The 25,359-nt window shown below is 63.8% G+C and carries 22 protein-coding genes and 1 tRNA gene; 18 read left to right on the forward strand and 5 right to left on the reverse strand.

Annotated features, from left to right (window positions below):
* Nucleotides 1-41 precede the first annotated feature (41 nt).
* Nucleotides 42-117 (forward strand) — tRNA-Val (locus OE856_RS05925).
* A 141-nt stretch (nt 118-258) separates the two neighbouring features.
* Here OE856_RS05925 and OE856_RS05930 read toward each other — a convergent pair.
* Complete coding sequence (locus tag OE856_RS05930; RefSeq protein WP_263715132.1) at nt 259-957, reverse strand: cyclic nucleotide-binding domain-containing protein; 699 nt, start codon at nt 955-957, stop codon at nt 259-261.
* Nucleotides 958-1,296: 339 nt separating this feature from the next.
* Here OE856_RS05930 and OE856_RS05935 point away from each other — a divergent pair, with 339 nt between their 5' ends.
* From OE856_RS05935 to OE856_RS06010, 16 genes are all read left to right on the forward strand, one after another.
* Nucleotides 1,297-2,634, forward strand: a complete 1,338-nt coding sequence (locus OE856_RS05935; RefSeq protein ID WP_263715133.1) for an MFS transporter — start codon at nt 1,297-1,299, stop codon at nt 2,632-2,634.
* Between the two features lie 60 nt (nt 2,635-2,694).
* A complete protein-coding gene (locus OE856_RS05940) occupies nt 2,695-4,311 on the forward strand; it encodes an antiporter (RefSeq protein ID WP_263715134.1) in 1,617 nt (538 codons plus the stop codon).
* Between the two features lie 61 nt (nt 4,312-4,372).
* Complete coding sequence (locus OE856_RS05945) at nt 4,373-8,101, forward strand: nitrate reductase subunit alpha (protein WP_263715135.1); 3,729 nt, start codon at nt 4,373-4,375, stop codon at nt 8,099-8,101.
* A complete protein-coding gene (gene narH, locus OE856_RS05950; protein WP_263715136.1) occupies nt 8,098-9,621 on the forward strand; it encodes a nitrate reductase subunit beta in 1,524 nt (507 codons plus the stop codon). The genes OE856_RS05945 and narH overlap by 4 nt, the downstream gene beginning before the upstream one ends.
* Nucleotides 9,621-10,325 carry a nitrate reductase molybdenum cofactor assembly chaperone gene (gene narJ / locus OE856_RS05955; protein ID WP_263715137.1) on the forward strand — a complete coding sequence of 235 codons (705 nt, stop codon included), beginning with the start codon at nt 9,621-9,623 and terminating at the stop codon, nt 10,323-10,325. Before narH ends, narJ begins: the two co-directional genes overlap by 1 nt.
* Nucleotides 10,326-10,336: 11 nt before the next feature.
* On the forward strand, nt 10,337-11,026 hold the full coding sequence (gene narI / locus OE856_RS05960; RefSeq protein WP_263715138.1) for a respiratory nitrate reductase subunit gamma: 690 nt from the start codon (nt 10,337-10,339) through the stop codon (nt 11,024-11,026).
* Between the two features lie 4 nt (nt 11,027-11,030).
* A complete protein-coding gene (locus tag OE856_RS05965) occupies nt 11,031-11,849 on the forward strand; it encodes a peptidylprolyl isomerase (protein ID WP_263715139.1) in 819 nt (272 codons plus the stop codon).
* Nucleotides 11,846-12,418: a hemerythrin domain-containing protein gene (locus OE856_RS05970; RefSeq protein WP_263715140.1), complete on the forward strand. Its 573-nt coding sequence runs from the start codon at nt 11,846-11,848 to the stop codon at nt 12,416-12,418. Before OE856_RS05965 ends, OE856_RS05970 begins: the two co-directional genes overlap by 4 nt.
* Entirely contained in the window at nt 12,408-13,025 is a 618-nt protein-coding gene (locus OE856_RS05975) for a carbonic anhydrase (RefSeq protein ID WP_263715141.1), read from the forward strand. Before OE856_RS05970 ends, OE856_RS05975 begins: the two co-directional genes overlap by 11 nt.
* Nucleotides 13,022-14,299, forward strand: a complete 1,278-nt coding sequence (glp, locus tag OE856_RS05980) for a gephyrin-like molybdotransferase Glp (RefSeq protein WP_263715142.1) — start codon at nt 13,022-13,024, stop codon at nt 14,297-14,299. Before OE856_RS05975 ends, glp begins: the two co-directional genes overlap by 4 nt.
* A 12-nt stretch (nt 14,300-14,311) precedes the next feature.
* A complete protein-coding gene (locus OE856_RS05985; protein WP_263715143.1) occupies nt 14,312-14,833 on the forward strand; it encodes a DUF2478 domain-containing protein in 522 nt (173 codons plus the stop codon).
* Between the two features lie 226 nt (nt 14,834-15,059).
* Nucleotides 15,060-16,649 carry an ABC transporter substrate-binding protein gene (locus OE856_RS05990; protein WP_263715144.1) on the forward strand — a complete coding sequence of 530 codons (1,590 nt, stop codon included), beginning with the start codon at nt 15,060-15,062 and terminating at the stop codon, nt 16,647-16,649.
* A 52-nt stretch (nt 16,650-16,701) separates the two neighbouring features.
* A complete protein-coding gene (locus OE856_RS05995) occupies nt 16,702-17,709 on the forward strand; it encodes an ABC transporter permease subunit (RefSeq protein WP_263715145.1) in 1,008 nt (335 codons plus the stop codon).
* Nucleotides 17,709-18,614 carry an ABC transporter permease subunit gene (locus OE856_RS06000; protein ID WP_263715146.1) on the forward strand — a complete coding sequence of 302 codons (906 nt, stop codon included), beginning with the start codon at nt 17,709-17,711 and terminating at the stop codon, nt 18,612-18,614. Before OE856_RS05995 ends, OE856_RS06000 begins: the two co-directional genes overlap by 1 nt.
* A gap of 3 nt (nt 18,615-18,617) precedes the next feature.
* A complete protein-coding gene (locus OE856_RS06005) occupies nt 18,618-19,595 on the forward strand; it encodes an ABC transporter ATP-binding protein (RefSeq protein ID WP_263715147.1) in 978 nt (325 codons plus the stop codon).
* On the forward strand, nt 19,592-20,569 hold the full coding sequence (locus OE856_RS06010) for an ABC transporter ATP-binding protein (RefSeq protein ID WP_263715148.1): 978 nt from the start codon (nt 19,592-19,594) through the stop codon (nt 20,567-20,569). The genes OE856_RS06005 and OE856_RS06010 overlap by 4 nt, the downstream gene beginning before the upstream one ends.
* Before the next feature lie 96 nt (nt 20,570-20,665).
* Here the strand turns inward: OE856_RS06010 and OE856_RS06015 are convergent, their stop codons facing one another.
* The 3 genes from OE856_RS06015 to OE856_RS06025 all read right to left on the reverse strand — a co-directional run bounded on the left by OE856_RS06015 (nt 20,666) and on the right by OE856_RS06025 (nt 23,380).
* Nucleotides 20,666-21,202, reverse strand: a complete 537-nt coding sequence (locus OE856_RS06015; protein ID WP_263715149.1) for a VOC family protein — start codon at nt 21,200-21,202, stop codon at nt 20,666-20,668.
* Nucleotides 21,203-21,271: 69 nt separating this feature from the next.
* Nucleotides 21,272-22,189 carry a carbon-nitrogen hydrolase family protein gene (locus tag OE856_RS06020; protein ID WP_263715150.1) on the reverse strand — a complete coding sequence of 306 codons (918 nt, stop codon included), beginning with the start codon at nt 22,187-22,189 and terminating at the stop codon, nt 21,272-21,274.
* Nucleotides 22,190-23,380 (reverse strand): C45 family autoproteolytic acyltransferase/hydolase, encoded by a 1,191-nt coding sequence (locus OE856_RS06025; RefSeq protein WP_263715151.1) that lies wholly within the window; start codon nt 23,378-23,380, stop codon nt 22,190-22,192.
* A 142-nt stretch (nt 23,381-23,522) separates the two neighbouring features.
* On the opposite strand from OE856_RS06025, the gene OE856_RS06030 reads away from it, so the two are divergent.
* Nucleotides 23,523-23,861: a hypothetical protein gene (locus tag OE856_RS06030; RefSeq protein ID WP_263715152.1), complete on the forward strand. Its 339-nt coding sequence runs from the start codon at nt 23,523-23,525 to the stop codon at nt 23,859-23,861.
* Nucleotides 23,862-23,887: 26 nt separating this feature from the next.
* On the opposite strand, the gene OE856_RS06035 is transcribed toward OE856_RS06030, so the two are convergent.
* Complete coding sequence (locus OE856_RS06035; RefSeq protein WP_263715153.1) at nt 23,888-25,342, reverse strand: biotin carboxylase; 1,455 nt, start codon at nt 25,340-25,342, stop codon at nt 23,888-23,890.
* Nucleotides 25,343-25,359: the final 17 nt, after the last annotated feature.

Raw genomic sequence — 25,359 nt, forward strand, 5'->3', positions numbered from 1 at the left:
TGCGAGGGGCACATGCCTTGGGCTAGAAGGCGCGCCGGAACGGGTCGTTAGCTCAGTTGGTAGAGCGCTTCGTTTACACCGAAGATGTCGGGAGTTCGAGCCTCTCACGACCCACCATATTTCCAACGACTTACGCGAAATCTGCGAACGGCGCGCTGGTTCAATGAACTGAAGGCGTCAGATCACAACATCCCGACCTGTTTTGATCGGGGATCGGCTGTGAACTGTTCCCCAATGGATGACATACAAGGCGCCGCGTCAGGCGGCGAAATCGTCGATCAGCCGGCTGGGCTTGGCAAAGCGCTCGAGGTCGGCCTGATCGCGGATCGTGACCGTGCTGCCGTCGATTTTCACGCCGTAGGGTTGCAGCCCCTTGATGGCCCGGCTGAGGTTTTCGGGGGTCATGCCCAGGAACGAGGCCAGCCGGCGCTTTTCGGTTTCCAGCTCGAATGTGCCCGCGCCGCCATTGCGTTTTTGCAGGCGCAGCAGGTAATTGGCCAGCCGTTCCAACGAGGTGCGCAGTTTCAGATCCTTGGTGTTCTTGATCACCGCCCGGTAGCACTGCGCCAGCTCGGTCACGATCGCGCGGGCGAAATGGGCGTCCTTGTCGAAAACCGCGCGCACGTCCTGGCTGGGGATCAGCGCAATGCGGCATTTTTCCAGCGTTCGCGCCGACATCAGATAGGGCGCGTCCCTGATCGTGGCCGCCAGGATGAAGGTCGAGATCGGTCGCACCGTGGCTATGCTGGTTTCGCGCCCGTTCCAGCGCGAGAACAGATCTACCTTTCCCGACAAGATGATATGCAGGAAATCGCTGGGATCGCCTTCCTCGATCAGTTCGATCTGGGGCGGAAAGTTCTGCACATAGGACCCACGCATGAGCTCCATGAAATGGTCGTGCTCCATCTCGCGAAACAGATGAAGTTCGCGGATGTCCGGGTAATGCGACTCAGGCATGTTCAGTTGCACCTGTCAATGAGTGGTTGATAATTATCAAGTGAATTGATCGGTGCTGTCAATACTATGCTTGCTTACTGTGGCGTGACGTTTTGATAAGTGGCGGAGACGTTCATAACAATTGTTTGTAAATTATTTATTTTAAACGGTAATTCCGCATCTCTTGATCTGAATCAATCAAACATGGGCGCGTAAGGGCGCTTTGTCCCGCCAGACAGAACGGTTCGCCGTTCGCAGACTGCACGTTCGGAGGGACAGTCAATGGAGCTACAAAACAAGGCCACAGCACTGTGGTCGAATTTCTTTAACGTGAAGATGCCGCAGATCAGAACCTTCCACATGACGTGGTTTGCGTTCTTCTCGTGCTTCTTCGCCTGGTTCGGGATCGCGCCGCTGATGAGCGTTGTGCGCGACGAACTGCAACTGACGAAAGACCAGATCGGCTGGGCCATCATCGGGTCGGTCGCGATCACGGTGTTCGCCCGGTTCTTTATCGGCTGGCTGTGTGACCGCATCGGGCCGCGCAAGGCCTATACCTGGCTGCTGATCCTGGGCTCCTTCCCGGTGATGGGCATCGGCCTCAGCTGGAACTTTGAATCCTTCCTGCTGTTCCGCGTCATGATCGGCGGTATCGGGGCGGCCTTCGTCATCACCCAGTACCACACGACGGTGATGTTCGCCCCCAACGTGGTCGGCCAGGCCAACGCCACCTCGGCGGGCTGGGGCAACCTGGGTGGCGGTGTTACCCAGTTCGTCATGCCGCTGCTGTTCTCGGTGTTTGTCGTGGGCTTCGGCTTCTCTGACGCCATGGGCTGGCGCCTGGCGATGGTCGTGGTCGGCGTGATCATCTTCCTGGTGGGTATCGCTTACTACTTCCTCACGCAGGACGCCCCCGACGGCAACTTTGATGCGCTGCGCGAGCAGGGCCGCATGGAAGAGAAGAAGAACGTCACCGCCAATTACCTGCAGGCCCTCAAAGACCCGCGCGTCTGGGTTCTGTTCGTGATCTACGGTGCCTGCTTCGGCATCGAGCTGACGGTCAACAACGTCGCCGCGCTCTACTTCTTCGACTACTTCGACCTCAGCCTCGTGACCGCGGGCTTCGTCGCGGCATCGTTCGGCCTGATGAACATCTTCGCGCGCACGCTGGGCGGCCTGTTTGGCGACAACTTCGGGTCGCTCTGGGGCCTCAAGGGGCGGGCCTTCTGGCTGTTCCTGTGCATCCTGTTCGAAGGCTTCGCCCTGATGGTCTTCAGCCAGATGCAGGTGCTGTTCCTGGCCCTGCCGGCGCTGATCGTGTTCTCGCTGTTCACCCAGATGGCCGAAGGCGCGACCTATTCCGTCGTTCCCTTCGTCAACAAGAAAGCCCTGGGCGCCGTTGCCGGCGTGGTGGGTGCGGGCGGTAACGCCGGTGCGGTTCTGGCAGGCTTCCTGTTCAAGAACATGATCGACTGGTCCGAAGCCTTCTTCATCCTGGGCATCGTGGTGACCTGTGCCTCGTTCCTGGCCTTCTTCGTGCGCTTCTCGACGCGCCAGGAAGACGAAGAACGCGCCAACTTTGCCGCGGCCAACATCGATACGCTGCGCCGCAAGGCCGAAAAGGCCAATGCCGACCTCGAAGCCGGGCTTGAGGCCATCGCGCGCAAGAACGGCGGCGACGCCCAACCGGCGCAATAACATTCGACGGCGCGGCGGGCCATGCCCGCCCGCCATCCCAACACCATCAAAGGATCTGACATGGGACAAGACCTTAGAAACTGGACACCCGATGACGAGGCCTTTTGGGCCTCGAAGGGCAAGTCCATAGCAACCCGCAACCTGTGGATTTCCATCCCGTCTCTGCTTTGCGGTTTCGCCGTGTGGCTCTACTGGGGGATCATCACCGTTCAGATGATCAACCTGGGCTTTGCTTTCGAACAATCGCAGCTGTTCACCCTGGGCGCCATCGCCGGCCTGACCGGGGCCACGCTGCGTATTCCCTCGACCTTCTTCATCCGCATCGCGGGCGGTCGAAACACGATCGTCTTTACAACCGCGCTGCTGATGATCCCCGCCATCGGCGCGGGCATGGCCCTGCAGAACCCGGATACGCCGCTGTGGCACTTCCAGATCCTGGCCTTCCTCAGCGGCATCGGCGGCGGTAACTTCTCGAGCTCGATGTCGAACATCAGCTTCTTCTATCCCAAGAAGATCCAGGGTTACGCACTGGGCATGAACGCCGGCCTGGGCAACTTTGGCGTGACCACGATGCAGATCGTCATTCCGCTGGTCATGACCTTCGGCCTGTTCGGTGGTGAAAGCCGCACGCTGGTCAACACCTCGGGCACGCTGATCGGCAAGATCCCCGCCGGGACCGAGACCTACATCCACAACGCGGGCTTCGTCTGGCTGCTGGCCCTGGTGCCGCTGGCCGTTCTCGGCTGGTGGGGCATGAACAACATCCGCGACGAACACGTGTCGCCCGACATCCCGAACCCGATCGGATCGTTCTCGATCATCACCGGCATGCTGGTGATCGGCTTTGCCACTGCCGCCTTTGGCCTGTGGCTGCTGCTGCCGTCTGTTCCGGGCGGTCTGCCGACCTCGGGTCTGGGCGTGTCGAAATGGATCGTTCTGCCCATCGTCATCGCGCTGACCGTGCTGGGCCTCAAGATGATCCCCGGCGCCGTCGGTCAGAACCTGACCCGCCAGTACCGCATCTTTGGCAACAAGCACACCTGGGCCATGACGGTGATCTACACCATGACCTTCGGCAGCTTCATCGGCTACTCGGCCGCCCTGGCGCTGACCATCAAGGTCGTGTTCGGCTTCCAGCACCTGATGGTTGACGGTGTGCTGACCCACAACACGGTCAACGCCAACGGCCCCTCGGCCCTGATGTTTGCCTGGATGGGCCCGTTCATCGGCGCGCTGATCCGCCCGATCGGCGGTATGATGGCTGACAAGCTGGGCGGTGCCCGCGTCACGCAGTGGATCTCGATCGTCATGGTCATCTCGGCCCTGGGTGTCGCCTACTTCATCCAGCAGGCCTATGCCTCGGCCACCCCGGAACAGTACTTCTACCCGTTCCTGGGCCTCTTCCTGGTTCTGTTCGCGGCCACCGGTATCGGCAACGGCTCGACCTTCCGTACCATCGCTGTGGTGTTCGACAAGGAACAGGCTGGCCCGACCCTGGGCTGGACCGCCGCCGTGGCCGCTTATGGCGCCTTCATCATCCCCAAGGTGTTTGGTGAGCAGCTGAAGGCCGGAACGCCCGAATATGCGCTCTACGGTTTCGCGGTGTTCTACGCGGTCTGTATCGCCATCAACTGGTGGTTCTACCTGCGGCCCAACGCCTACGTTCAGAACCCCTGATCCGACGCTTACCCGCTCCGGCATGGCGCCGGGGCGGGCCCGCAATCTGAGGAGACACCCCATGAGTCATCTGCTCGACAGACTGAACTTTTTCCAGTCAAAAGAACTGGACACGTTCGCCAACGGACACGGTCAGACCACCCGCGAAAACCGCGACTGGGAAGACACTTACAGAAACCGCTGGCGTCACGACAAGATCGTGCGCTCGACCCATGGTGTGAACTGCACCGGGTCGTGCTCGTGGAAGATCTACGTGAAATCCGGCATCGTCACCTGGGAAACCCAGCAGACCGATTACCCGCGCACCCGCCCCGACCTGCCGAACCACGAACCGCGCGGCTGCGCCCGCGGCGCGTCCTACAGCTGGTATCTTTACAGCGCCAACCGGGTGAAGAACCCGCTGGTCCGCGGCCGCCTGATGAAAACTTGGCGCCGCATGCGCGCCACGATGAGCCCGATCCAGGCCTGGACCGCGCTGCAAAACGACCCGATCCTGCGTGGCGAATACGTCAAGACCCGCGGCAAGGGCGGCTTTGTGCGCGCCACCTGGGACGAGGCGACCGAGATCGTCGCCGCCGCCAACGCCTATACCGTCAAGACCTATGGTCCCGACCGGGTGTTCGGCTTCTCGCCGATCCCGGCCATGTCGATGATCTCCTACGCCGCCGGGTCGCGCTACCTGTCGCTGCTGGGGGGCGTCTGCATGTCGTTCTACGACTGGTATTGCGACCTGCCGCCGGCCAGCCCGATGACCTGGGGCGAACAGACCGACGTGCCGGAATCGGCCGACTGGTATAACGCGGGCTACCTGCTGTTGTGGGGCTCGAACGTGCCTCAGACCCGGACGCCCGACGCCCACTTCTACACCGAGGCCCGCTATCGCGGCACCAAGTCCGCCGTTATCTGCCCCGACTATTCCGAGGCCGCCAAGTTTGGCGATGTCTGGCTGAACGTCAAACAGGGCACCGACGCCGCGCTTGCCATGGCCTTTGGCCACGTGATCCTGCGCGAGTTCCACCTCGACCGTCAGGCCCCGTATTTCGAAGAGTATTGCCGCAAATACTCGGACTTCCCGATGCTGGTGAAGCTCGAGGAAAAAGACGGCAAGCTGATCCCGGGCCGCTTCCTGCGCGCCGACGATCTGGACGGCAAGCTGGGCGAGGAAACCAACCCCGAATGGAAAACCGTCGCCTGGGACAGCAAGGCGGGCGGTCTGGTGTCGCCCAACGGCGCCATCGGCTATCGCTGGGGCGAGCAGGGCGAATGGAACCTTGAAGAAAAGGCCGCCGGCACCGATACCAACCTGCTGATGTCGCTGGTTCTCGACGAGGATCACGACGAGGTTGCCGGCGTCGATTTCCCCTATTTCGGCGGCGCCGCCACCGAGGCCTTCACCACCGGCGACACCCGTCCCGACGTGCTGACCCGCAACATCCCGGTCAAGCAGATCAAGACCGCCAACGGCACCATCAAGGTGGCCACGGTGTTCGACCTGTTCTGCGCCAACTACGGGCTTGATCGCGGTCTGGGCGGCGACTGGGTGACGTCGAACTATGACGAAGACATGCCCGGCACCCCCGCATGGGCCGAAAAGATCACCGGCGTTTCCGCCGACAAGATCGTCCACGTTGCCCGTGAATTCGCCCAGAACGCCGAAAAGACCAACGGCAAGTCGATGGTCATCATCGGCGCGGCGATGAACCACTGGTACCACATGGACATGAACTATCGCGGCGTCATCAACATGCTGGTGATGTGCGGCTGCGTGGGTCAATCCGGTGGCGGCTGGGCTCACTATGTGGGTCAGGAAAAGCTGCGCCCGCAAACCGGCTGGCAGCCTCTGGCCTTCGCGCTGGACTGGGCCCGCCCGCCGCGGCACATGAACTCGACCAGCGCCTGGTATGCCCATACCGACCAGTGGCGCTACGAGACCCTGACCGCCAGCGAGATCCTGTCGCCCACCGCCCCCGAAGGCGACTGGGACATCAACATCATCGACTACAACATCCGCGCCGAGCGGATGGGCTGGCTGCCCTCGGCACCGCAGCTGAAAACCAACCCGCTTGAAGTGGCCAAGGCGGCCAAGGCGGCGGGCAAGGAAATCCCGGCCTATGTGGCCGAGCAGCTGAAGTCGGGCGAACTGGAAATGTCGTGCGAAGATCCGGATGCACCGGAAAACTGGCCGCGCAACCTGTTCGTGTGGCGCTCGAACCTGCTGGGCTCCAGCGGCAAGGGCCACGAATACTTCCTCAAGCACCTGCTGGGCACCGATCACGGCGTCATGGGCAAGGACCTGGGCGAAGAGGGCGCGCAACTGCCGAAAGAGGCCAAGTGGCATGACGAGGGCCCGCGCGGCAAGCTCGACCTGCTGGTGACCATCGACTTCCGCATGAGCACCACGGCCGTCTATTCCGACATCGTGCTGCCCACCGCGTCGTGGTACGAAAAGAACGACCTCAACACTTCGGACATGCACCCGTTCATCCACCCGCTGCAAGCGGCCGTGGACCCGGCCTATGAGTCGAAATCGGACTGGGAAATCTTCAAGGCCATCGCCAAGAAGGTGCAAGAGGTTGCCCCCGAGATCCTTGGCAAGGAAACCGACATCGTCGCGCTGCCCATCCTGCACGACACCCCCGGTGAGATCGCCCAGGATCAGGTCAAAGACTGGAAGAAAGGCGAATGCGACCTTATTCCGGGCAAGACCGCGCCGAACTACATCGCGGTCGAACGCGACTACACGGCGATCTATGACCGCTTTGTCGCGCTTGGTCCGCTCATGGACAAGATCGGCAACGGCGGCAAGGGCATCAGCTGGAACACCGAGCACGAGGTCCAGCACCTGCGCGAGCTGAACGGCGAATGGGAAGACGGCCCCGCCAAGGGCTGCCCGAAGATCGTCACCGACATCGACGCGACCGAGGTCGTGCTGATGCTGGCGCCGGAAACCAACGGCGAGGTCGCCGTCAAGGCCTGGGCCGCGCTGTCCAATGCCACCGGCCGCGATCACACCCACCTGGCGCTGCCCAAGGAAGACGAAAAGATCCGCTTCCGCGACATCGCCGCGCAGCCGCGCAAGATCATCTCGTCGCCCACCTGGTCGGGCCTTGAAAGCGAGAAGGTCTGCTATAACGCCGGCTACACCAACGTTCACGAGCTGATCCCGTGGCGCACGCTGACCGGTCGTCAGCAGCTCTATCAGGATCACCTGTGGATGCTGGCCTTCGGCGAAGGCTTCATGTCCTACCGCCCGCCGGTGGACCTGAAAACCATCACCAAAGAGGTGGTCGACGATGGCGACAGCCTGGTTCTGAACTTCATCACCCCGCACCAGAAATGGGGCATCCACTCGACCTATTCCGACAACCTGCTGATGCTGACGCTGAACCGCGGCGGCCCGGTGATCTGGATCTCGGAAAACGATGCCAAGAAAGGCGGCATTGTCGATAACGACTGGGTCGAGCTCTACAACACCAACGGCGCGCTGACCGCGCGGGCGGTGGTGTCGCAGCGGATGAAGGACGGAACGACCTTCATGTATCACGCCCAGGAGAAGATCGTGAACACGCCCGGATCCGAGAAGACCGGCAACCGGGGCGGCATTCACAACTCGGTCACCCGGGCAACGCTGAAACCGACCCATATGATCGGCGGCTACGCCCAGCAGTCCTACGGCTTCAACTACTATGGCACCGTGGGTTCGAACCGGGATGAGTTCGTCGTCGTCAGAAAAATGCGCAAGGTCGACTGGCTCGACCAGCCCGCAAGCCAGAAGGAGGCCGCGGAATGAAGGTGCGTGCACAAATCGGAATGGTGCTGAACCTGGACAAATGTATCGGGTGTCACACGTGTTCTGTTACCTGCAAGAACGTCTGGACCAGCCGCGACGGCGTCGAATACGCCTGGTTCAATAACGTCGAAACCAAACCCGGCACCGGGTATCCGACCGACTGGGAAAACCAGGCACGCTGGAACGGTGGCTGGGAGCGGACCCGCTCGGGCAAGTTGCAGCCCAAGCAGGGCGGCAAATGGCGGATCCTGGCGAATATCTTCGCCAACCCCGACCTGCCCGAGATCGACGACTATTACGAGCCGTTCGATTTCGACTATGACCACCTGAAATCGGCCCCCGAGATGAAGGCCTTCCCGACCGCGCGCCCGCGTTCCAAGATCACCGGCGAGCGGATCGAGAAGATCGAGAAAGGCCCCAACTGGGAGGAAATCCTGGGCGGCGAATTCTCGAAACGCTCGGCCGATTACAACTTTGAGGGCATCCAGAAAGAGATCTACGGGGAATACGAGAACACCTTTATGATGTATCTCCCCCGTCTGTGCGAACACTGCCTCAACCCCGCCTGCGTGGCGTCGTGCCCGTCGGGTGCGATCTACAAGCGCGAGGAAGACGGGATCGTGCTGATCGACCAGGAGAAATGCCGCGGCTGGCGGATGTGCGTCAGTGGCTGCCCCTACAAGAAGGTCTATTACAACTGGTCCACCGGCAAATCCGAGAAATGCACCCTGTGCTATCCCCGGATCGAAAGCGGCAACCCGACCGTCTGTTCGGAAACCTGCGTGGGGCGCATCCGCTACCTGGGTGTGATGCTCTACGATGCCGACAAGATCGACCAGGCCGCCGGCGCGGCCGAGACCACCGATCTCTATGATGCGCAACTGGGCGTGTTCCTGGATCCCAACGATCCGGCGGTGATCAAGGCGGCGCAGGAACAGGGCATTCCGCAAGACTGGCTGAAGGCCGCTCAGGAAAGCCCGATCTGGAAAATGGCGATGGACTGGAAGGTTGCCTTCCCGCTGCATCCCGAATACCGGACGCTGCCGATGGTGTGGTACATCCCGCCGCTGTCGCCGATCCAGAACGCCGCCGAGGCGGGTGCAATCGGTGTCGACGGCGCCATGCCCGACGTGCGCAACCTGCGTATCCCGCTGAAATACCTGGCCAACATGCTGACCGCCGGTGACGAGGCCCCCGTGGCCACGGCGCTGGAACGGATGCTGGCGATGCGGGCCTATATGCGGGCGAAAACCGTGGATGGGGTGATCGACGAAGGCCTGGCCACCCGTGTCGGCCTGTCGGGTCGGATGATCGAGGACATGTACAAGATCATGGCCCTTGCCGATTACGAAGACCGGTTCGTCATCCCGACCACGCACCGCGAACAGGTCGAAGAGGCCTATGACCTGCGCGGCGGCTGCGGCTTTACCGATGGCAACGGCTGCTCGACGGGCGTGTCCAAAGGCTCGCTCTTTGGCGGCTCGAAGAAACCGCTGAAAATGCCGTCGGAGGTGATGTGATGGACCGGACCCTGAAAGCCCTGTCGCTGATCCTCAGCTATCCGACGGCCGAACTGCAGGCCGCCATGCCGGAAATCGGAGGCGTTCTCGCCTCTGATACCCGGCTGACGGCTGCCGCCCGGCGGGCCCTGCGCCCGCTGGTCGACAGCCTGGGCAGCGACGACATCTATGACCTGCAAGAACGCTATGTCATGCTGTTCGACCGCTCGCGCACCCTGTCGCTGAACCTCTTTGAACATGTTCACGGCGAAAGCCGCGACCGGGGCGGCGCGATGGTGTCGCTGCTGGAAACCTATCGCGAGGCGGGGATCGAACCCGCCACGTCCGAATTGCCCGACCACCTGCCGGTGCTGCTGGAATTCCTGTCCACACGTCCCTTCGTTGAGGTGCAGGATACCTTGGCGGACGCGGCGCATATATTTGAGGCCCTGAACGCCCGGCTTGTCCGGCGGGAAAGCCCGTATTGCGCCGTGTTCGCCGCTCTTTTGCAGCTGTCGGGCGCAGAGGCCAACCAAGAGGCCGTGGCCGAGCTGCTGGACCAGCCCGAAACAGACCCCGAAGACCTCGAGGCGCTGGACGCGGTCTGGGAGGAAAGCGAGGTCCTCTTTGGCCCCGATCCCAATGCCGGTTGTCCCCAGGTGCGCGACATGCTTGCGCGCATGGATGAACCGACCAACCCCAAACCCGGCCTGGCCGCAGAGTAATGGAGGCTTTGATGCATAATTTCCTTTTCGGAATCTATCCCTACATCGCGCTGTCGGTGCTGTTGATCGGGTCGATCGCCCGCTACGAGCGTGATCCCTTCACCTGGAAAAGCTCGTCCAGCCAGCTCTTGCGGCGCAAGCAGCTGGTAATTGGCTCGGTGCTGTTCCATGTCGGCGTTCTGGTGATCTTCTTCGGCCACCTGGTGGGTCTGCTGACCCCGATCTGGGTGTTCGACGCAATCGGCATCAGCCACGGCGCGAAACAGCTGCTGGCCGTGATCGCGGGTGGTATCGCCGGCATCATGGCGCTGATCGGGGGCGGCATGCTGCTGCAACGCCGCCTGAACGATCCGCGCATCCGCCAGACCTCGAGCTTTGCGGATATCGCCATCCTGGTGCTGCTGATCGCACAGCTGCTGCTGGGCGTCGGCACGATCTTTGTGTCGCTGCAACACCTCGACGGCCATGAGATGACCAAGTTCATGTCCTGGGCGCAGGGGATCTTTACCTTCCAGTCGGATGCCGCCGATCACATCGCCGACGTGGCGCTGCTGTTCAAGCTGCACCTGTTCCTGGGTCTGACGATCTTCCTGGTGTTCCCGTTCACGCGCCTTGTGCACATGCTGTCGGTTCCGCTGCGCTACTTCACGCGCCCGGGCTATCAGATCGTACGCTCGCGTCGTAACGGCCCGGCGGAGTAAGCCCATGACCACGGCCCTTTTCCCCGATCTCGTCGTCAATGGCGAAACCGTGCCCCAGGCCGTGGTTGCGGCCGAGGCGCAGAACCACAGCGCCCCGGCCGGCAAGCCCGGTATCGCCTGGCGCAAGGCCGCAAACGCGGTCGCCATCCGCACCCTGCTGCTGCAAGAGGCACGCCGGCGCGGCATGGCACCCGATCCGGTCGAGGTCGGACCGGGCCGGTTTGAAACAGACGAGGAGGCCCTGATCCGGGGCCTTCTCGACACCGCGGTCGAGGTGGCGCAGCCATCCGAGGCCGATATCCGCGCCGAATGGGCGCGTGATCCCGAACGTTTCCGCGCGCCCCCCCTGTGGGAGGTGTCGCATATCCTGTGTGCCTGCAATCTGGCCGATGAACAGGCCGCCACGCTGGCCCGCGCCCGCGCAGAGGCGCTGATCAAACAAGTGCGGGACAACCCGCGCCGCTTTGCCGACCTGGCAAAACAGAACAGCGATTGCGGCTCTGGCGCGGCGGGGGGCACGCTGGGTCAGCTTGGCCCCGGCGATACCGTCCCCGAATTCGAGGCCGCCCTGCGCGACATGGCCGAGGGCGACATCTCGGCCGCCCCGGTGCCCACGCGGCATGGCTATCACGTGATCCGCATGGATGCCGTCGCCCATGGTGCGGTGCTGCCCTTTGAGGCCGTGCGCACCAAGATAGGTGAGGCTATGGAAAAGGCCGCTTGGGCACGGGCCGCGCGCGATTTCACCGACGCGCTGGTGCGCGGGGCCGAGATCATAGGCGCCGATCCGGCCACCGCCCCAGAGCCGGGCGGCATGCGGTGACACGCCGGGCGCGCAGACCGAAGGGCGAAAAAAGCTCGCGGTCGGCGCGCCTGCGGGCGCTTGGCGATCCGCTGGATTTCATCCTGCGCGATCACCATCGCCTGCGCGAGATTTGCGCCGAGATCGACCGGCTGGCGGAGAAGGATCATCCCACCGCCGACGAGGCCGAGATGGTGCTGGGCTTTCTGCGGCAGGAACTGCCGCAGCTGATCGACGACGAGCGCGACGACCTGTTGCCGCTGATGCTGCGCCGGTGCCCGCCCGAAGACGAGATCGGGCGCCTCAAGGACCGGCTCGATTGGGAGCATGACATCGTGCAGGCCTGTCTGCCCTTCGTGGTAGAGGCCTTCGAGGGTGTCTGGCTGTATGGCCGGGCGCTGTCACCCGATGCGGCGGCATCGATGCGGGCCTTTACCGGCCATCTGCGGCGCCACCTGATCGTCGAAAACGCCGTTCTGATCCCGCTGGCGCGTGTGCGCCTGGGACGGGCGGATCTGGATATGCTGAGCCTGCGCATGCTGCGCCGTCGCGGGCTGGACCGTTTGCTGGAGCTACCCGATGCTGACTGATCTTCTTGACCGCAACCTGGCCTGGTCGGCCCAACGCCACGAGGCCGATCCGGGCTATTTCGCCCGCCTGGCCGCCCAGCAGCGCCCCGAATATTTCTGGATCGGCTGCTCGGACAGCCGGGTGCCCGCGAACGTGGTGGCCGGGCTGGACCCGGGCGAGGTCTTTGTCCACCGCAACGTCGCCAACGTGGTGCATTCGGCCGACCTGAACCTGTTGTCGGCGCTGGAATTCGCGGTCGACGTCTTGCAGGTGCGCGAGATCATCGTCTGCGGCCATTACGGCTGTGGCGGCGTCCATGCCGCCACCGAGGACGCGCCCCATGGGCTGGCCGATCACTGGCTGGAACCCATTCGCCGTCTGGCTCGCGCCTATGCCGTCGATCTGTCGCGCGCCGAGGATGACACCGCGCGGCGCGACCGCCTGGCCGAGCTGAACGTGGTCGAGGGCGTGCGCCGCGTGGCCGAGACCCCGATCGTCACCCGCGCCTGGCGCCGAGGCGCCGATCTGCGGGTACACGGGCTGATCTACGGGCTGAAAAACGGGCTGCTGCGCGATCTCGATTGCTCGGTCGGGCCGGGCCATTTCACCTCAGGAGCCGAAGAATGACCATCCAGCAGGATATGCACGGCTGGGGCTGCGGCTGCGATACGGCGGGGCAGGGCGGGCTGATCTCGATCGACGCGGCCCTGGCGCGGATCAGCGCGCTGGTGCAACCCGTCGCCGGGCAAGAGGATCTGCCGCTTGCGGCCGCGCAGGGCCGTGTGCTGGCCGCGCCGGTTCTGGCCCGCGCCGCGCTGCCGCCCTTTGATAACTCGGCCATGGATGGCTATGCCCTGCGCGCCGCTGCGCTGACCGGTGACGGCCCCTGGACGCTGCCGGTATCCGACCGCATCGCCGCCGGGCAAGCCGGGCAGGGCGACGACATCGCCGCCAATGCGGTGCGTATCTTTACCGGCGCGCCGCTGCCGCCGGGGGCCGATGCGGTGGTGATGCAGGAACATGTCACGCGCGTCGGCGACCAGATCACCCTGCGCCATGCCGTACCGGCGGGCGAAAACATCCGCCGTGCGGGCGAGGAAATCGCCCACGGCGCCCAGGTCTTGGCGCCGGGCGCGCGTCTGGGCGCGCGCCAGCTGGGCACCGCCGCCGCCGCCGGTCACGCCCATGTCACCGTCACGCGCCGCTTGCGGGTTGCGCTGCTGATCACCGGCGACGAGGTCACGCAACCGGGCCATGCGCTGGACCCCGCGCGCATCTGGGACGTGAATACCCCTTTGCTGAGCACCGCCATCGCCGCCCCCGATATCGACCTGATCACCGCCAGCCCCGCCGGGGATGACCCCGACAGCTTGCGCGCCATCCTGGCCGATCTGGCCCGCCGCGCCGACCTGGTGGTCACGACCGGCGGCATCTCGGTCGGTGAAGAAGACCACCTGCGCCCCGCGATGCGCGCCCTGGGGGCCGACCTGGCCTTTGAAGGGGTGCTGATGAAACCGGGTAAGCCGGTCAGCTTTGGCCGGCTTGGCGGCGCGCTGTGGCTGGGCCTGCCGGGCAACCCGATGTCGGCCTATATGTGCTGGCAGATCTTCGGCACCGACATCGTGCGCCGACTGGCAGGCGCGTCCGACCCCGACACCCGCCGTCGCCACGTGGTGGCCGGCAGCGCGATCCGCCACCGCCCCGGCAGGTGCGAGCTGCGCCCGGCGCGGCTGAGCGGTCATGATCACCAGGGCCGCGAGGTCGCGCAATGCGACGCCGCCACCCATTCCGCGCGCATCACCCAGCTGGCCGCCGCTGACGGCGTGGTGCTGATTCCGGCCGAGGCAGATGAACTACCCGCTGGCGCTTTGCTGGAATTTATTCCATTCAATAGGACGTAAGGACCAACGACCATGAATATCGCCTACACCATGGCCCCCGGGCGGGGCGACACAGACCTGCTGTTGCTGTCGCTGGTTCAGCGGTTGCAGGGACGTGGCTATCGCCCTTGTGGCACCGTGCAGATCAACACCGAACGCGACACCGACGGGCCGTGCGATATGGATGTTCAGGTGCTGCCCGACGGCCCGCGCCTGCGCATCTCGCAGGATCTTGGCAAGGGCTCGAAAGGGTGCCGCCTTGACCCCACCGCGCTGGAAGAGGCGGTCGGGTTGGTCGCGGGCAGCCTGTCGGATGCCCCCGATTTCCTGGTGATCAACAAGTTCGGCAAGCACGAGGCCGAGGGCCGCGGCTTTCGCGAGGTCATCGCCGAGGCCCTGGCGCGCGACCTGCCGGTGCTGGTGGGGCTGAACCGGTTGAATCAGGCCGCCTTTGCCGAATTCACCGGCGGTGCGGCGGTCGAACTGACCCCCGATGCGGCCACCCTGGAACGCTGGCTGACCGAAAAGCTGGACCCCGCGCAGAGTGTCGCCTGAGCGCGTCAGAATCACCTGAAGGCAGCGCAACACGCCACGGTCACCGTCATTTCGCCAGTGCGAACCGCCGCGCTGCCGACTATCCGTCAGCCCGCGCTGTCAAACTGACAAGTTGACGTACCGTAAACCATGGGCCGAATGCCTTGTTTCGATCATCACATGGCAGAATAGTCGTAATGATGGCCCTCCTCCAGAATAGGGGCCACATGTAACAGGGAGATAACCAATGAAAACTTCGCGCTTAATTGCGTCGGCCTTTGTGCTGTCCGGGTTCTTGGCCGGGGCAGCGTCGGCGCAGACGCTTATCTATTGCTCTGAAGGCTCGCCCGAGGGTTTTGACCCCGCGCTTTACACGTCGGGCACATCCTTCGACGCCTCGTCCAAGCCGGTGTTCAACAAGCTGGCCGAGTTTGAACTGGGCACCACCAACGTCATGCCAGGCCTGGCCGAAAGCTGGACCATATCCGAGGATGGCAAGACCGTCACCTTCAAGCTGCGGGCGGGCGTCAAGTTCCATTCCAATGACATGTTCACGCCCAGCCGCGACATGAACGCCGATGACGTGATCTATACCTTTGATCGCCAGCGCCTTGAGGATAACCCCTATTACACCGTGTCCGGTGGTACCTGGGAATATTTCAACGGCATGTCGATGCCCGAGCTGATCAGCTCGATCGAAAAGATCGACGATCTGACCGTGCAGTTCAACCTGACCCGCCCCGAGGCCCCGTTCATCGCCAACCTGGCAATGGATTTCGGCTCGATCCAATCCAAGGAATATGGCGACGCGATGCTGACGGCCGGCACGCCCGAGATGATCAACCAGGCGCCGATCGGCACAGGCCCGTTCCAGTTCGTCGGCTATCAGAAAGACGCCGTGATCCGCTATACCCGCTTTGGCGACTATTGGGGTGAACCGGCTGGGGTCGAGAACCTGATCTTCGCGATCACCCCCGAGGCCTCGGTGCGCTACCAAAAACTGCAAGCTGGCGAGTGCCACGTGATGCCCTATCCGGCGCCCGCCGACATTGCCGCGATGCAGGCCGACCCGAACATCAACATGATGCAGCAGGAAGGCCTGAACGTGGGCTACCTGGCCTATAACACCAAGCTGCCGCCCTTTGATAACCCCAAGGTGCGCAAGGCGCTGAACATGGCGATCGACAAACAGGCGATCATCGATGTGGTGTTCCAGGGCTCTGGCCGGATCGCCAAGAACCCGCTGCCCCCCACCATGTGGAGCTATAACGACGCCATCGTCGATGATGCCTATGACCCCGAAGGCGCCATGGCGGCCTTGGCGGCCGAGGGCATCACGGATCTGTCGATGAAGATCTGGGCCATGCCCGTGCAGCGGCCCTATAACCCCAACGCCCGCCGCATGGCCGAGCTGATGCAATCCGACTTTGCCAAGATCGGTGTCGATGTGGAAATCGTGTCCTATGAATGGGGCGAGTATCTGAGCCGCTCGAAAGAGCTGGACCGCGATGGCGCAGTGCTGCTGGGCTGGACCGGCGACAATGGCGACCCGGACAACTTCCTGGCCGTTCTGCTGGGCTGTGACGCCGTGGGCGGATCGAACCGCGCCCAATGGTGCCACGAGCCGTTCAACAACCTGATCAACCAGGCCAAGGTCGCCTCGGATCAGGCCGAACGCACCCGCCTGTATGAAGAGGCGCAGGCTGTCTTCAAGGATCAGGCGCCCTGGGCCACCATCGCCCATTCGGTCGTGTTCATGCCGATGCTCAACAATGTGCAGGGCTACAAGATCGACCCGTTTGGCGGGCATTACTTCCACAATGTCACGCTGAACTGAAACGAAACCGATACGGGGCCGCAAGGCCCCGTGTCATCCCGGGGGGGATGGGATGCTTAATTTTCTGCTGATGCGGATACTGACCTTCGTGCCGACATTCTTTGGCGTGACGATCATATCCTTTGCCTTTATCCGGGTGCTGCCCGGCGATCCGATCGTCGTGATGGCCGGTGAACGCGGGATGAGCCAGGAACGGTATGACCAGCTGTATCATCAGCTGGGTTTCGACAAACCCGTCATAAGCCAGTATTTCGATTATCTTGTCGGGGTGCTGCAAGGCGACCTGGGCAATTCTTTCGTCACCAAGAAACCCGTCTGGGACGAATTCTTTTCCCTGTTCCCCGCCACGCTTGAACTGTCGATCTGCGCGATCGTATTGGCGGTGGTGCTGGGCCTGCCGGCCGGGGTGATCGCGGCGGTCAACCGTGGCAAGTTCTTTGACCGGCTGCTTATGTCCTCGGCGCTGATCGGCTATTCGATGCCGATCTTCTGGTGGGCCTTGCTGCTGATCATCGTGTTCTCGGGCATGGCCGGGCTGACGCCGGTGTCGGGGCGGATGTCGCTGATGTTCTATTTCGACACGCCGACCGGGTTCATGCTGATCGACTCTTTCCTGTCGGGGCAAAAAGGCGCCTTCGTGTCGGCGGTCAAACACCTGATCCTGCCCACCGTGGTGCTGGGCACCATCCCGCTGGCGGTGATCGCGCGTCAGACGCGATCCGCGATGCTTGAGGTGCTGTCCGAGGATTACATCCGCACTGCCCGCGCCAAGGGCCTGCCGCCGCTGCGGGTCAACGGGCTGCACGCGCTGCGCAATGCCATGATCCCGGTCATCACCGTGATCGGCCTGATGGTCGGCACGCTGCTGGCCGGCGCGATCCTGACCGAGACGATTTTCTCATGGCCCGGTATCGGCAAGTGGATGGTCGACAGTATCTTCCGCCGCGACTACCCGGTTGTGCAGGGCGGGCTGCTGCTGATCTCGGTCATGGTGATGATCGTGAACCTGACCGTTGACGTGCTTTATGGCCTGATCAACCCCAGAATCCGGAAAACCTGATGACCGAGCTGACACAAGATATCCCGGAGATCACCCCCGAGCGCCCGGGCCGCCTGCGCGAATTCTGGTATTATTTCCGCGAGAACCGCGGCGCGGTCTTCGGCCTGTGGGTTTTCGCGGCCTTTCTGCTGATCGCGATCTTCGCGCCGCTGATCGCCCCGCATGACCCCTCGGCCCAGTATCGCGAGCACCTGTTGCAGCCGCCCTTCTGGCAAGACGGCGGGACGCTGACCTTTGCGCTGGGAACCGATGCGGTGGGGCGCGATATGCTGTCGCGGCTGCTGCACGGGGCGCGCTATTCGTTCTTTGTCGGGCTGGTGGTCGTCGTGGTCGCGGCCGGAGGCGGCATCACCGTGGGGCTGTTGTCGGGCTTTGCCCCGAGATGGCTGGATACGATCATCATGCGCGTGATGGACGTGATCCTGGCCTTTCCGTCGCTGCTGCTGGCGCTGGTGCTGGTGGCCATTCTGGGCCCGACGCTGCTGAACGCGATGATCGCCATCGCCATCGTGCTGCAACCCCATTACGTGCGCCTGACCCGCGCCAGCGTGCTGGCCGAACGGTCCAAGGATTACGTCACCTCGGCCCGTGTCGCCGGCGCGCGACTGCCGCGGCTGATGTTCGTGACGGTGCTGCCCAACTGCCTGGCGCCGATCATCGTGCAGGCTGCGCTGTCGTTTTCGACCGCCATTCTGGATGCCGCGGCGCTGGGGTTCCTGGGCATGGGGGCGCAGCCGCCCACGCCCGAATGGGGCACCATGCTGGCCGAGGCGCGCGAGTTCATCCTGCGCGCCTGGTGGGTGGTGACCTTTCCGGGGCTGGCCATCCTGATCACGGTGCTGTCGATCAACCTGATGGGCGACGGGCTGCGCGATGCCCTTGATCCCAAGCTGAGACGGAGCTGAGCCATGGCCCTGCTGGAAATCCGCAACCTCAGTGTTGAATTCAAGACCTCGTCGGGCAGCTTTCGCGCCGTTGACGGGTTCGAGACCTCGCTGGATGCAGGCGAGATCCTGGGCGTGGTCGGCGAAAGCGGCTCGGGCAAGTCGGTGGCCTTTCTGGCGCTGATGGGCCTCTTGCCCTGGACGGCGACCATCACCGCCGATCAGCTGTCCTTTGACGGGCGCGACCTGCGCAGCATCTCGGCCCGCGAGCGCCGCCGCATCATCGGCAAGGACATGGCGATGATCTTTCAAGAGCCCATGTCGTCGCTGAACCCGTGCTTTACCGTGGGCTTTCAGATCAAAGAGGCGCTGCGCCGCCATCTGGGGCTGGATGCGCGCGCGCGTCAGGCCCGCGCGGTCGAGCTGTTCGAACAGGTCGGCATCCCGGCCCCCGAAAAGCGCCTCTCGGCCTTTCCGCACCAGTTGTCGGGGGGCATGAACCAGCGGGTGATGATCGCAATGGCGATTTCCTGCAAGCCCAAGCTGCTGATCGCGGATGAGCCCACCACCGCGCTGGACGTGACCATTCAGGCGCAGATTCTTGAACTGCTGACCGCGTTGCAACGCGACACCGGCATGGCGCTGGTGCTGATCACCCATGACATGGGTGTGGTGGCCGAAACCGCCCATAAGGTCAGCGTGCAATATGCCGGGCAGAAGGTCGAACAACAGCCCGTGGCCGATCTGTTCGCCACGCCGCACCATCCCTATACGGCGGCGCTGCTGTCGGCGCTGCCTGAACGCGCGGTCAGCCGTCGCCTGCCGACCATTCCGGGCGTGGTTCCGGGGCAGTTCGACCGGCCGCAGGGATGCCTGTTCAGCCCGCGCTGCGCCCATGTGCAAGACCGCTGCCGCACTGATCCGCCGCCCCCCGGCGGGCCGGAAACCGGCTTTGCGCGCTGCCACTATCCGCTGAACCTGACGCAGGAGGAAAAGGCATGAGCGCCCCGGTTCTGGTCGCCGAAGGGCTGACCAAGCATTACCCCGTCAAAAGCGGATTGTTCGGCGGCACCCAATTGGTGCGGGCGCTCAACGACGTGTCATTCACCCTGACCGCCGGGCGCACCCTGGCCGTGGTCGGCGAAAGCGGCTGTGGCAAATCCACCCTGGCGCGGATGTTGACGATGATCGAGGCGCCCACGGCGGGCCGGCTGTCGATCGGCGGCGAAGAGGTCACGCCCGACCGCTGGTCCGAGATGCGCAACAAGGTGCAGATCGTGTTCCAGGATCCCTATGGGTCGCTCAACCCGCGCCACCGGGTAGGGGCCATTCTGGAAGAGCCGCTCAAGATCAACCGCCCCGACATGAGCGCCGACGAGCGCACCGCCCGTGCCCGCGAGATGCTGGCACAGGTGGGCCTGCGCCCCGAACATTACGACCGCTACCCGCATATGTTCTCGGGCGGTCAGCGCCAGCGTATCGCGGTGGGCCGCGCCCTGATGTTGGACCCCAAGCTGCTGGTGCTGGACGAGCCGGTTTCGGCGCTGGACCTGTCGATTCAAAGCCAGATCCTGAACCTGCTGCTGGATCTGCAGGAACGGCTGGGCCTGGCCTATGTGTTCATCAGCCACGACCTGTCGGTGGTGCGTCACGTGGCCGACGAGGTGATCGTGATGTATCTGGGCCATAGCGTGGAATATGCCAGCAAAGAGGCGCTGTTCGACGCGCAGCGCCATCCCTATACCAAGGCGCTGTTGTCGGCCACGCCGCGCGCCGATCCGGGCCAGCATTCGCAGCGTATCCGCCTGAGCGGCGAGTTGCCGTCGCCGCTGAACATCCCGGCGGGATGCCCGTTCTCGCCGCGCTGCTGGCTGGCGCAGGATCGCTGCCGGACCGAGCGCCCGCATCTGAGCGACGAGTCCCACGCCCATGCCTGTTTCTTTCCGCTGGAGGCTGAGGCGCCGGTCAGCGCGTAAGGCAAAAAAGAAGCGGCAGGATCGGTTGCTGCAACCCTGCCGCCCAGTCGGGGAGATAACACGGACGCGCGGGCAGGGGATGCCCGCGCAAATCGTTTATGCGGCCGCGTCGTCGGCGCTGGCTTCGGCTTCAACCTCGGCTGCGGCGTCTTGCTCAAGCTCGGGGTCGGGCGCCGTGAACAGGGCCTGCAGGCGCTCGTTGCGTTCCTCGGCGCTCAGGCGTTCGACGCGCTTGGCCAGGGTCCAGCGCACGCCGAACGGGTCGACGAACACACCGGTCAGATCGCCCCACCAGGTGGCGGTCAACGGCGACACGGCCACCGCGCCCTTGGCGATGGCGGCGTCATAGGCGGCCTCGATCTCGTCAAGGTAATGATACAGCGACAAGAGGCCGGTGCCGGCGGTCGGATAGGCGGCGGTGTCCAGCGTCAGCAAGAGTGGCACGCCCGCGACCTTGATATGGGCATGCATCAGCGCATCGGTGCCGGGAATGGCCAGATCCTCGACCAGTTCGGCGCCCAGGACCTCGGTGTAAAAGGCCACGGCGGCGGCCACATCGCGGGTGGCGATGGTTGCCGTGATGGCGCGCAGGCCCTTGGGAATGGGGGCAATTTTCGGGGTGTTCGACGTCATGATCGTCTCCTTCATGGTTGGCCGCGCCCGGATAAGAGGAGGAGGCGGGCGCGGCGCGGGGGGCGTCAGTCAGCCCGCCTTTTTCGGGGCGGGCGCGGCAGGTTCGGGCGCGGTCACGACCTGCACCTTCTTCTGCTGAACAGCGCGTTTGGGTTTTTCGAGCGGCCCTAGCGAGTTGAGATAGCTCATGTCAAAGCCGGGCTGGTAGACGGGGAATTCGACCGTGTTGTCGCGGAAGCTTTTCAGCGGCTGGCCCATGCGCAGCACGCCTTCGCGGCGCTGGCGGCGAACCAGTTCGAAATCGACCTCGATCGGGATCATCTCTTCCTGGACGTTGCCGCGATGCAGGATCTGCCCGGCCGGGTCGATCACCATCGAATAGCCGTTGCCGCCGGCCAGCAGGCCGTTGATGTGGAACACATAGCTTTGGAACATCGCGGCCGAGCCCTGAGCGATGGCCAGGTCGGCGGGGCGGTCGACAAAGCTGGCCAGAACCGGGTTGATGATCACCTCGGCGCCCATCGAGACCAGGGTGCGGGTGACCTCGGGGAACCACAGGTCATAGCAGATCGACACGCCAAAGCGGCCCACATCGGGCACGTCGAACACGCAGAATTCGCGGCCCGGGGTGACGCCTTCCTCGTAGGGGGTGAAGGGGAACATCTTGCGATAGCGGGTCACGACCTCGCCATCGGGGTTGATGACGGGGGTGGTGTTATAGATCGCGCCATCGCGCTTTTCGAAATACGAGCCGGGGATCAGCCAGATGTCATACCGGCGCGCCATTTCGCTGAACTCGCGCTCAAAGCTGCCGCCCATCGGCTGTGCCGAATGCAGGGTCGGGCCATGCGCCGCCAGTTCCGAGAACACAACCATCTGCACCCACGGATAGAGGTGCAGCAGGATATCCAGCCGACGCCGCATCTCTTCGAGGTTGCGGTGGGTCGAAATGTGCATCTGGATGCCTGCAATCGAGAACCGTGACATTCAGGTTTCCTCCTGAGATTGAGAATTCGGGGATGCGGACCAGAGGTTCGACCATTCCTGGTCCTGGCCCATGTGGTTGCGCCGCCAGAACGCCGCCATGCGGGCCTGGACATCGCTGTCTGTGTGGCTGAGGCTCTGGGGCAGGGTGCCCAGAAAGGCGTCATACCAGGCCGGGGTCGGCTCGGCCGGTTGCGCCTGGGGCGCGGCCTGAGAGCCCTGACCGGTGTAATGGATCGGGATCTGCCGGCGCTCGACCGCGTCGATTTGCCAGCTGTGGCGCGTGCCGTCGCGCCAGCGCAGCGTGACCTCGCCCTGCGCGGGGCGGTAGATGGCGCCATAGACCGTGCCAAAGCCCTGGGCGTAATTGGTGCTGAACAGAGGCGGCTGGTTGAATTCCTGCTCCAGCAGCGCGGCGGTCAGGTCGTCGCGTTCCAGCAGCGCCTCGAGGTGCTGCGCCCGGCCCAGCGTGTTCGACACCCGCGCATGGCGCGGCCATTCGACGCCGATCTGGTGATTGGTCGCCCAGGGCTGGCGCGACACGATCGCGGGGCGGTCGGGGGCCAGGAACACGGTGGCGAAATCGCCGCTGCGGTCGATCAGGGTAACGTTGTAGGACATGTGCGACGGCACCGCGCGCAGGGCCTCGATGGCCTCTTGGGTGTCGTTGCAGGTTTGCAGCACATAGCGCAGGATGATCGGGATGCCGAACCCGGTCTGCCGGATCACCCGCCCGCCAAAGGTCAGCGACAGGGCCAGCCCGGCATCGTTCATGCCATCCGACAGGCCGGCCATGGCCTCGACCATGCCCACGACCCGGCGGCCCTGCCAGCCGGTCGACAGCAGCGTCGCCTCGTTCAGCTCGGGGTCGAGGTCGTAGTTGCGGATCAGGACCGGGCCGTCCTCGTCCATCAGAACCGCCTGCGAGCAGTTCACCAGATAGCGCGGCGGCGACCAGAAGCTGAGAAAGCGCGCGGCCTCGTCATCGGCGCCGCAACGCTGCGTCAACTCGTCCCACAGGGGCTCGTACTCCGGCATGTGACGGCGAATCGAGGCGCGCGCATCGGCCAGGGCCGGCTCGCCCTCTGATCGCGCGCCGTACCATTCGCTCCAGCCGGGCCAGCCGTGGCGGAAAACCTCGCGCCAGGCGTCGCCGGGCAGGTCTTCGGAAAGGCTGCGAAATGTCAGGTGCATGGCATACCCCGCGCCGTCGGTCCAAGGCATCCCGGACAGGCCATCGGGCCGCGGGGCAGGGACGTGATCTGAAGGTTGGCTACACCATGGGTCATGGTGTAGCATATTGACTTTGTCGCTCATCTTGTCAAGAAGAAGGGCTATGTTACCTGCGCCCGCCCCTGTTGCTGTTATCAAGCAAACCGACATTCCCGGTTTGCTGGCCTCGTATCGCATCACCCATTACCCGGTGATCGCGCGTGTTCCGCGCATGACCCAGGGGGGCGGCTTTGGAGACCAGGTGCGAAACCCCAACACCTGGACCGTGTATTTCCTGGTCGATAACGTCTGGGCCCAGCTCGAAAGCGCGCGCGGCCTGCGCCGGGAATGGAGCAGCCTCGACCGTCTGGAAAGCTGGTTGCGCGAGCAGGGGTTCAGCTATTTCTGGGTGCGCAACGACGTTGATCCCATCGGCGAGATCGAGCAGGGCGGCCCGGCCTGACGCGTCAGGCCGAACCTTTCGATGTGTCAGAACCACTTGCCGGCGGTCATGTCGGCCGGCATCGGGATCTCGGCATTGGGTGACAGCGGCACGCTTTTGAACTGACCCTTGATCGCGGCGTTCCAAACCCGCGCGCGTTCCAGCAGCTCGCGGTCGTCCGACTGCATCCGGCCGCGGGCCAGCAGACAGCCCAGATCAGCGCCGTGATAGCAGTATTCGCCCACTCCATAGACCCGCAGGTAAAAGGCCTCGTCCTCGTCACCAAGGGTGTTGATGTTGTGGCTGGGTCGCACGAACGAGATCTCACCGTCCTCTTCCATGCGCCAGATCCCCGATTGCGGGGCCTTGGTGATCAGCTCGACCTTGTCCTCGGTCTGTTTGAGGATCAGCTGGGTCCAGTGGTCGTAATCGTTCCAGCGGCTTTGCACCTCGTGAATGTCGATCTCGTAATCCACGTCCATGAATTCCAGCAGGTGGAACAGGAACAGCGGACAGCCGCCATAGGTCGAGGTGATCAGGTTGGTCGGCGGCGAGGCGCCCGAGATGCGCGGGTTCAGCTCGCCCAGATAAACCTCGTTCGTGTCGGTATCGAGCAGGAAGTCGATGCAGAACACGCCCTTATAGCCCTCGGCATAGAGGCGATCGCCGAACTTGCGCGCCATGTCGCGCACCTTGTCCGGCACCCCGTCGGGCAGGATCGACGGCGAGATGTCATTGCCGCACCAGCCGCCCTTGTAGGGGGTGATTTCCTCGAAACCGGTGATGTCGGTCATGACCGGGCCGACCAGCGTGCCGTGGCGGGTGGCGCAGCCCTCGATCGTGCCGGGCAGGTGGTTGATGCGCTTCATGATCTTCAGCTGCTGGCCGATGATCTTGGACGAGAACTTGTCCCAGTCCTCGCGCGCCTTGATGAAGAAGGTCGTGCGGCCGCTGTCGCCATAGGGCGTCTGCACCACCAGGTCCGACCCCAGCCCGGCGCGTTCGGCCAGCTTGGTCAGCTCGGCATAGGTGTTGGCCTCGCCCATGACGTTGGGCGCGCTGGCCACGCCGGCCTCGTTGCCCAGGCGGGTGGTTTCGATCTTGCTGTCCAGGCGGTTGCGCAGGTCGTTCGAGGGCAGGGCGATGGTCAGGCCCACATCCTTGCACAGCTCTTCGGTCTTTTCGTCGAACTGAACGAACAGCGCCATGCCGTTGGGTTGCGATTTGACGCGGTCGCGGAATTCGGGGTGATCGACCAGGTAGTTGCCGACATCCTCCATCGAGCGGAAATCCTGCGCGCCGGTCTGCGACGGCAGGAACACCCGCGGGTGGCGCCCGTCGAAAATGTCGAAATAGTTGACGTATTCAAGGCCGCCCACCCACTGGTCCAGCCCCATCAGGTTAAAGGGCGTGGGCATGATCACATAGATCGGGGTGCGGTTGCGTCTGAGATACCGGTAGATATCGGTCAACCCGTGCAGGGTTTCGCGCTGTTCAGTCATATGTAGTGTCCCTCCTC

Source organism: Actibacterium sp. XHP0104, assembly GCF_025751515.1.
Lineage (GTDB): Bacteria > Pseudomonadota > Alphaproteobacteria > Rhodobacterales > Rhodobacteraceae > Actibacterium_D.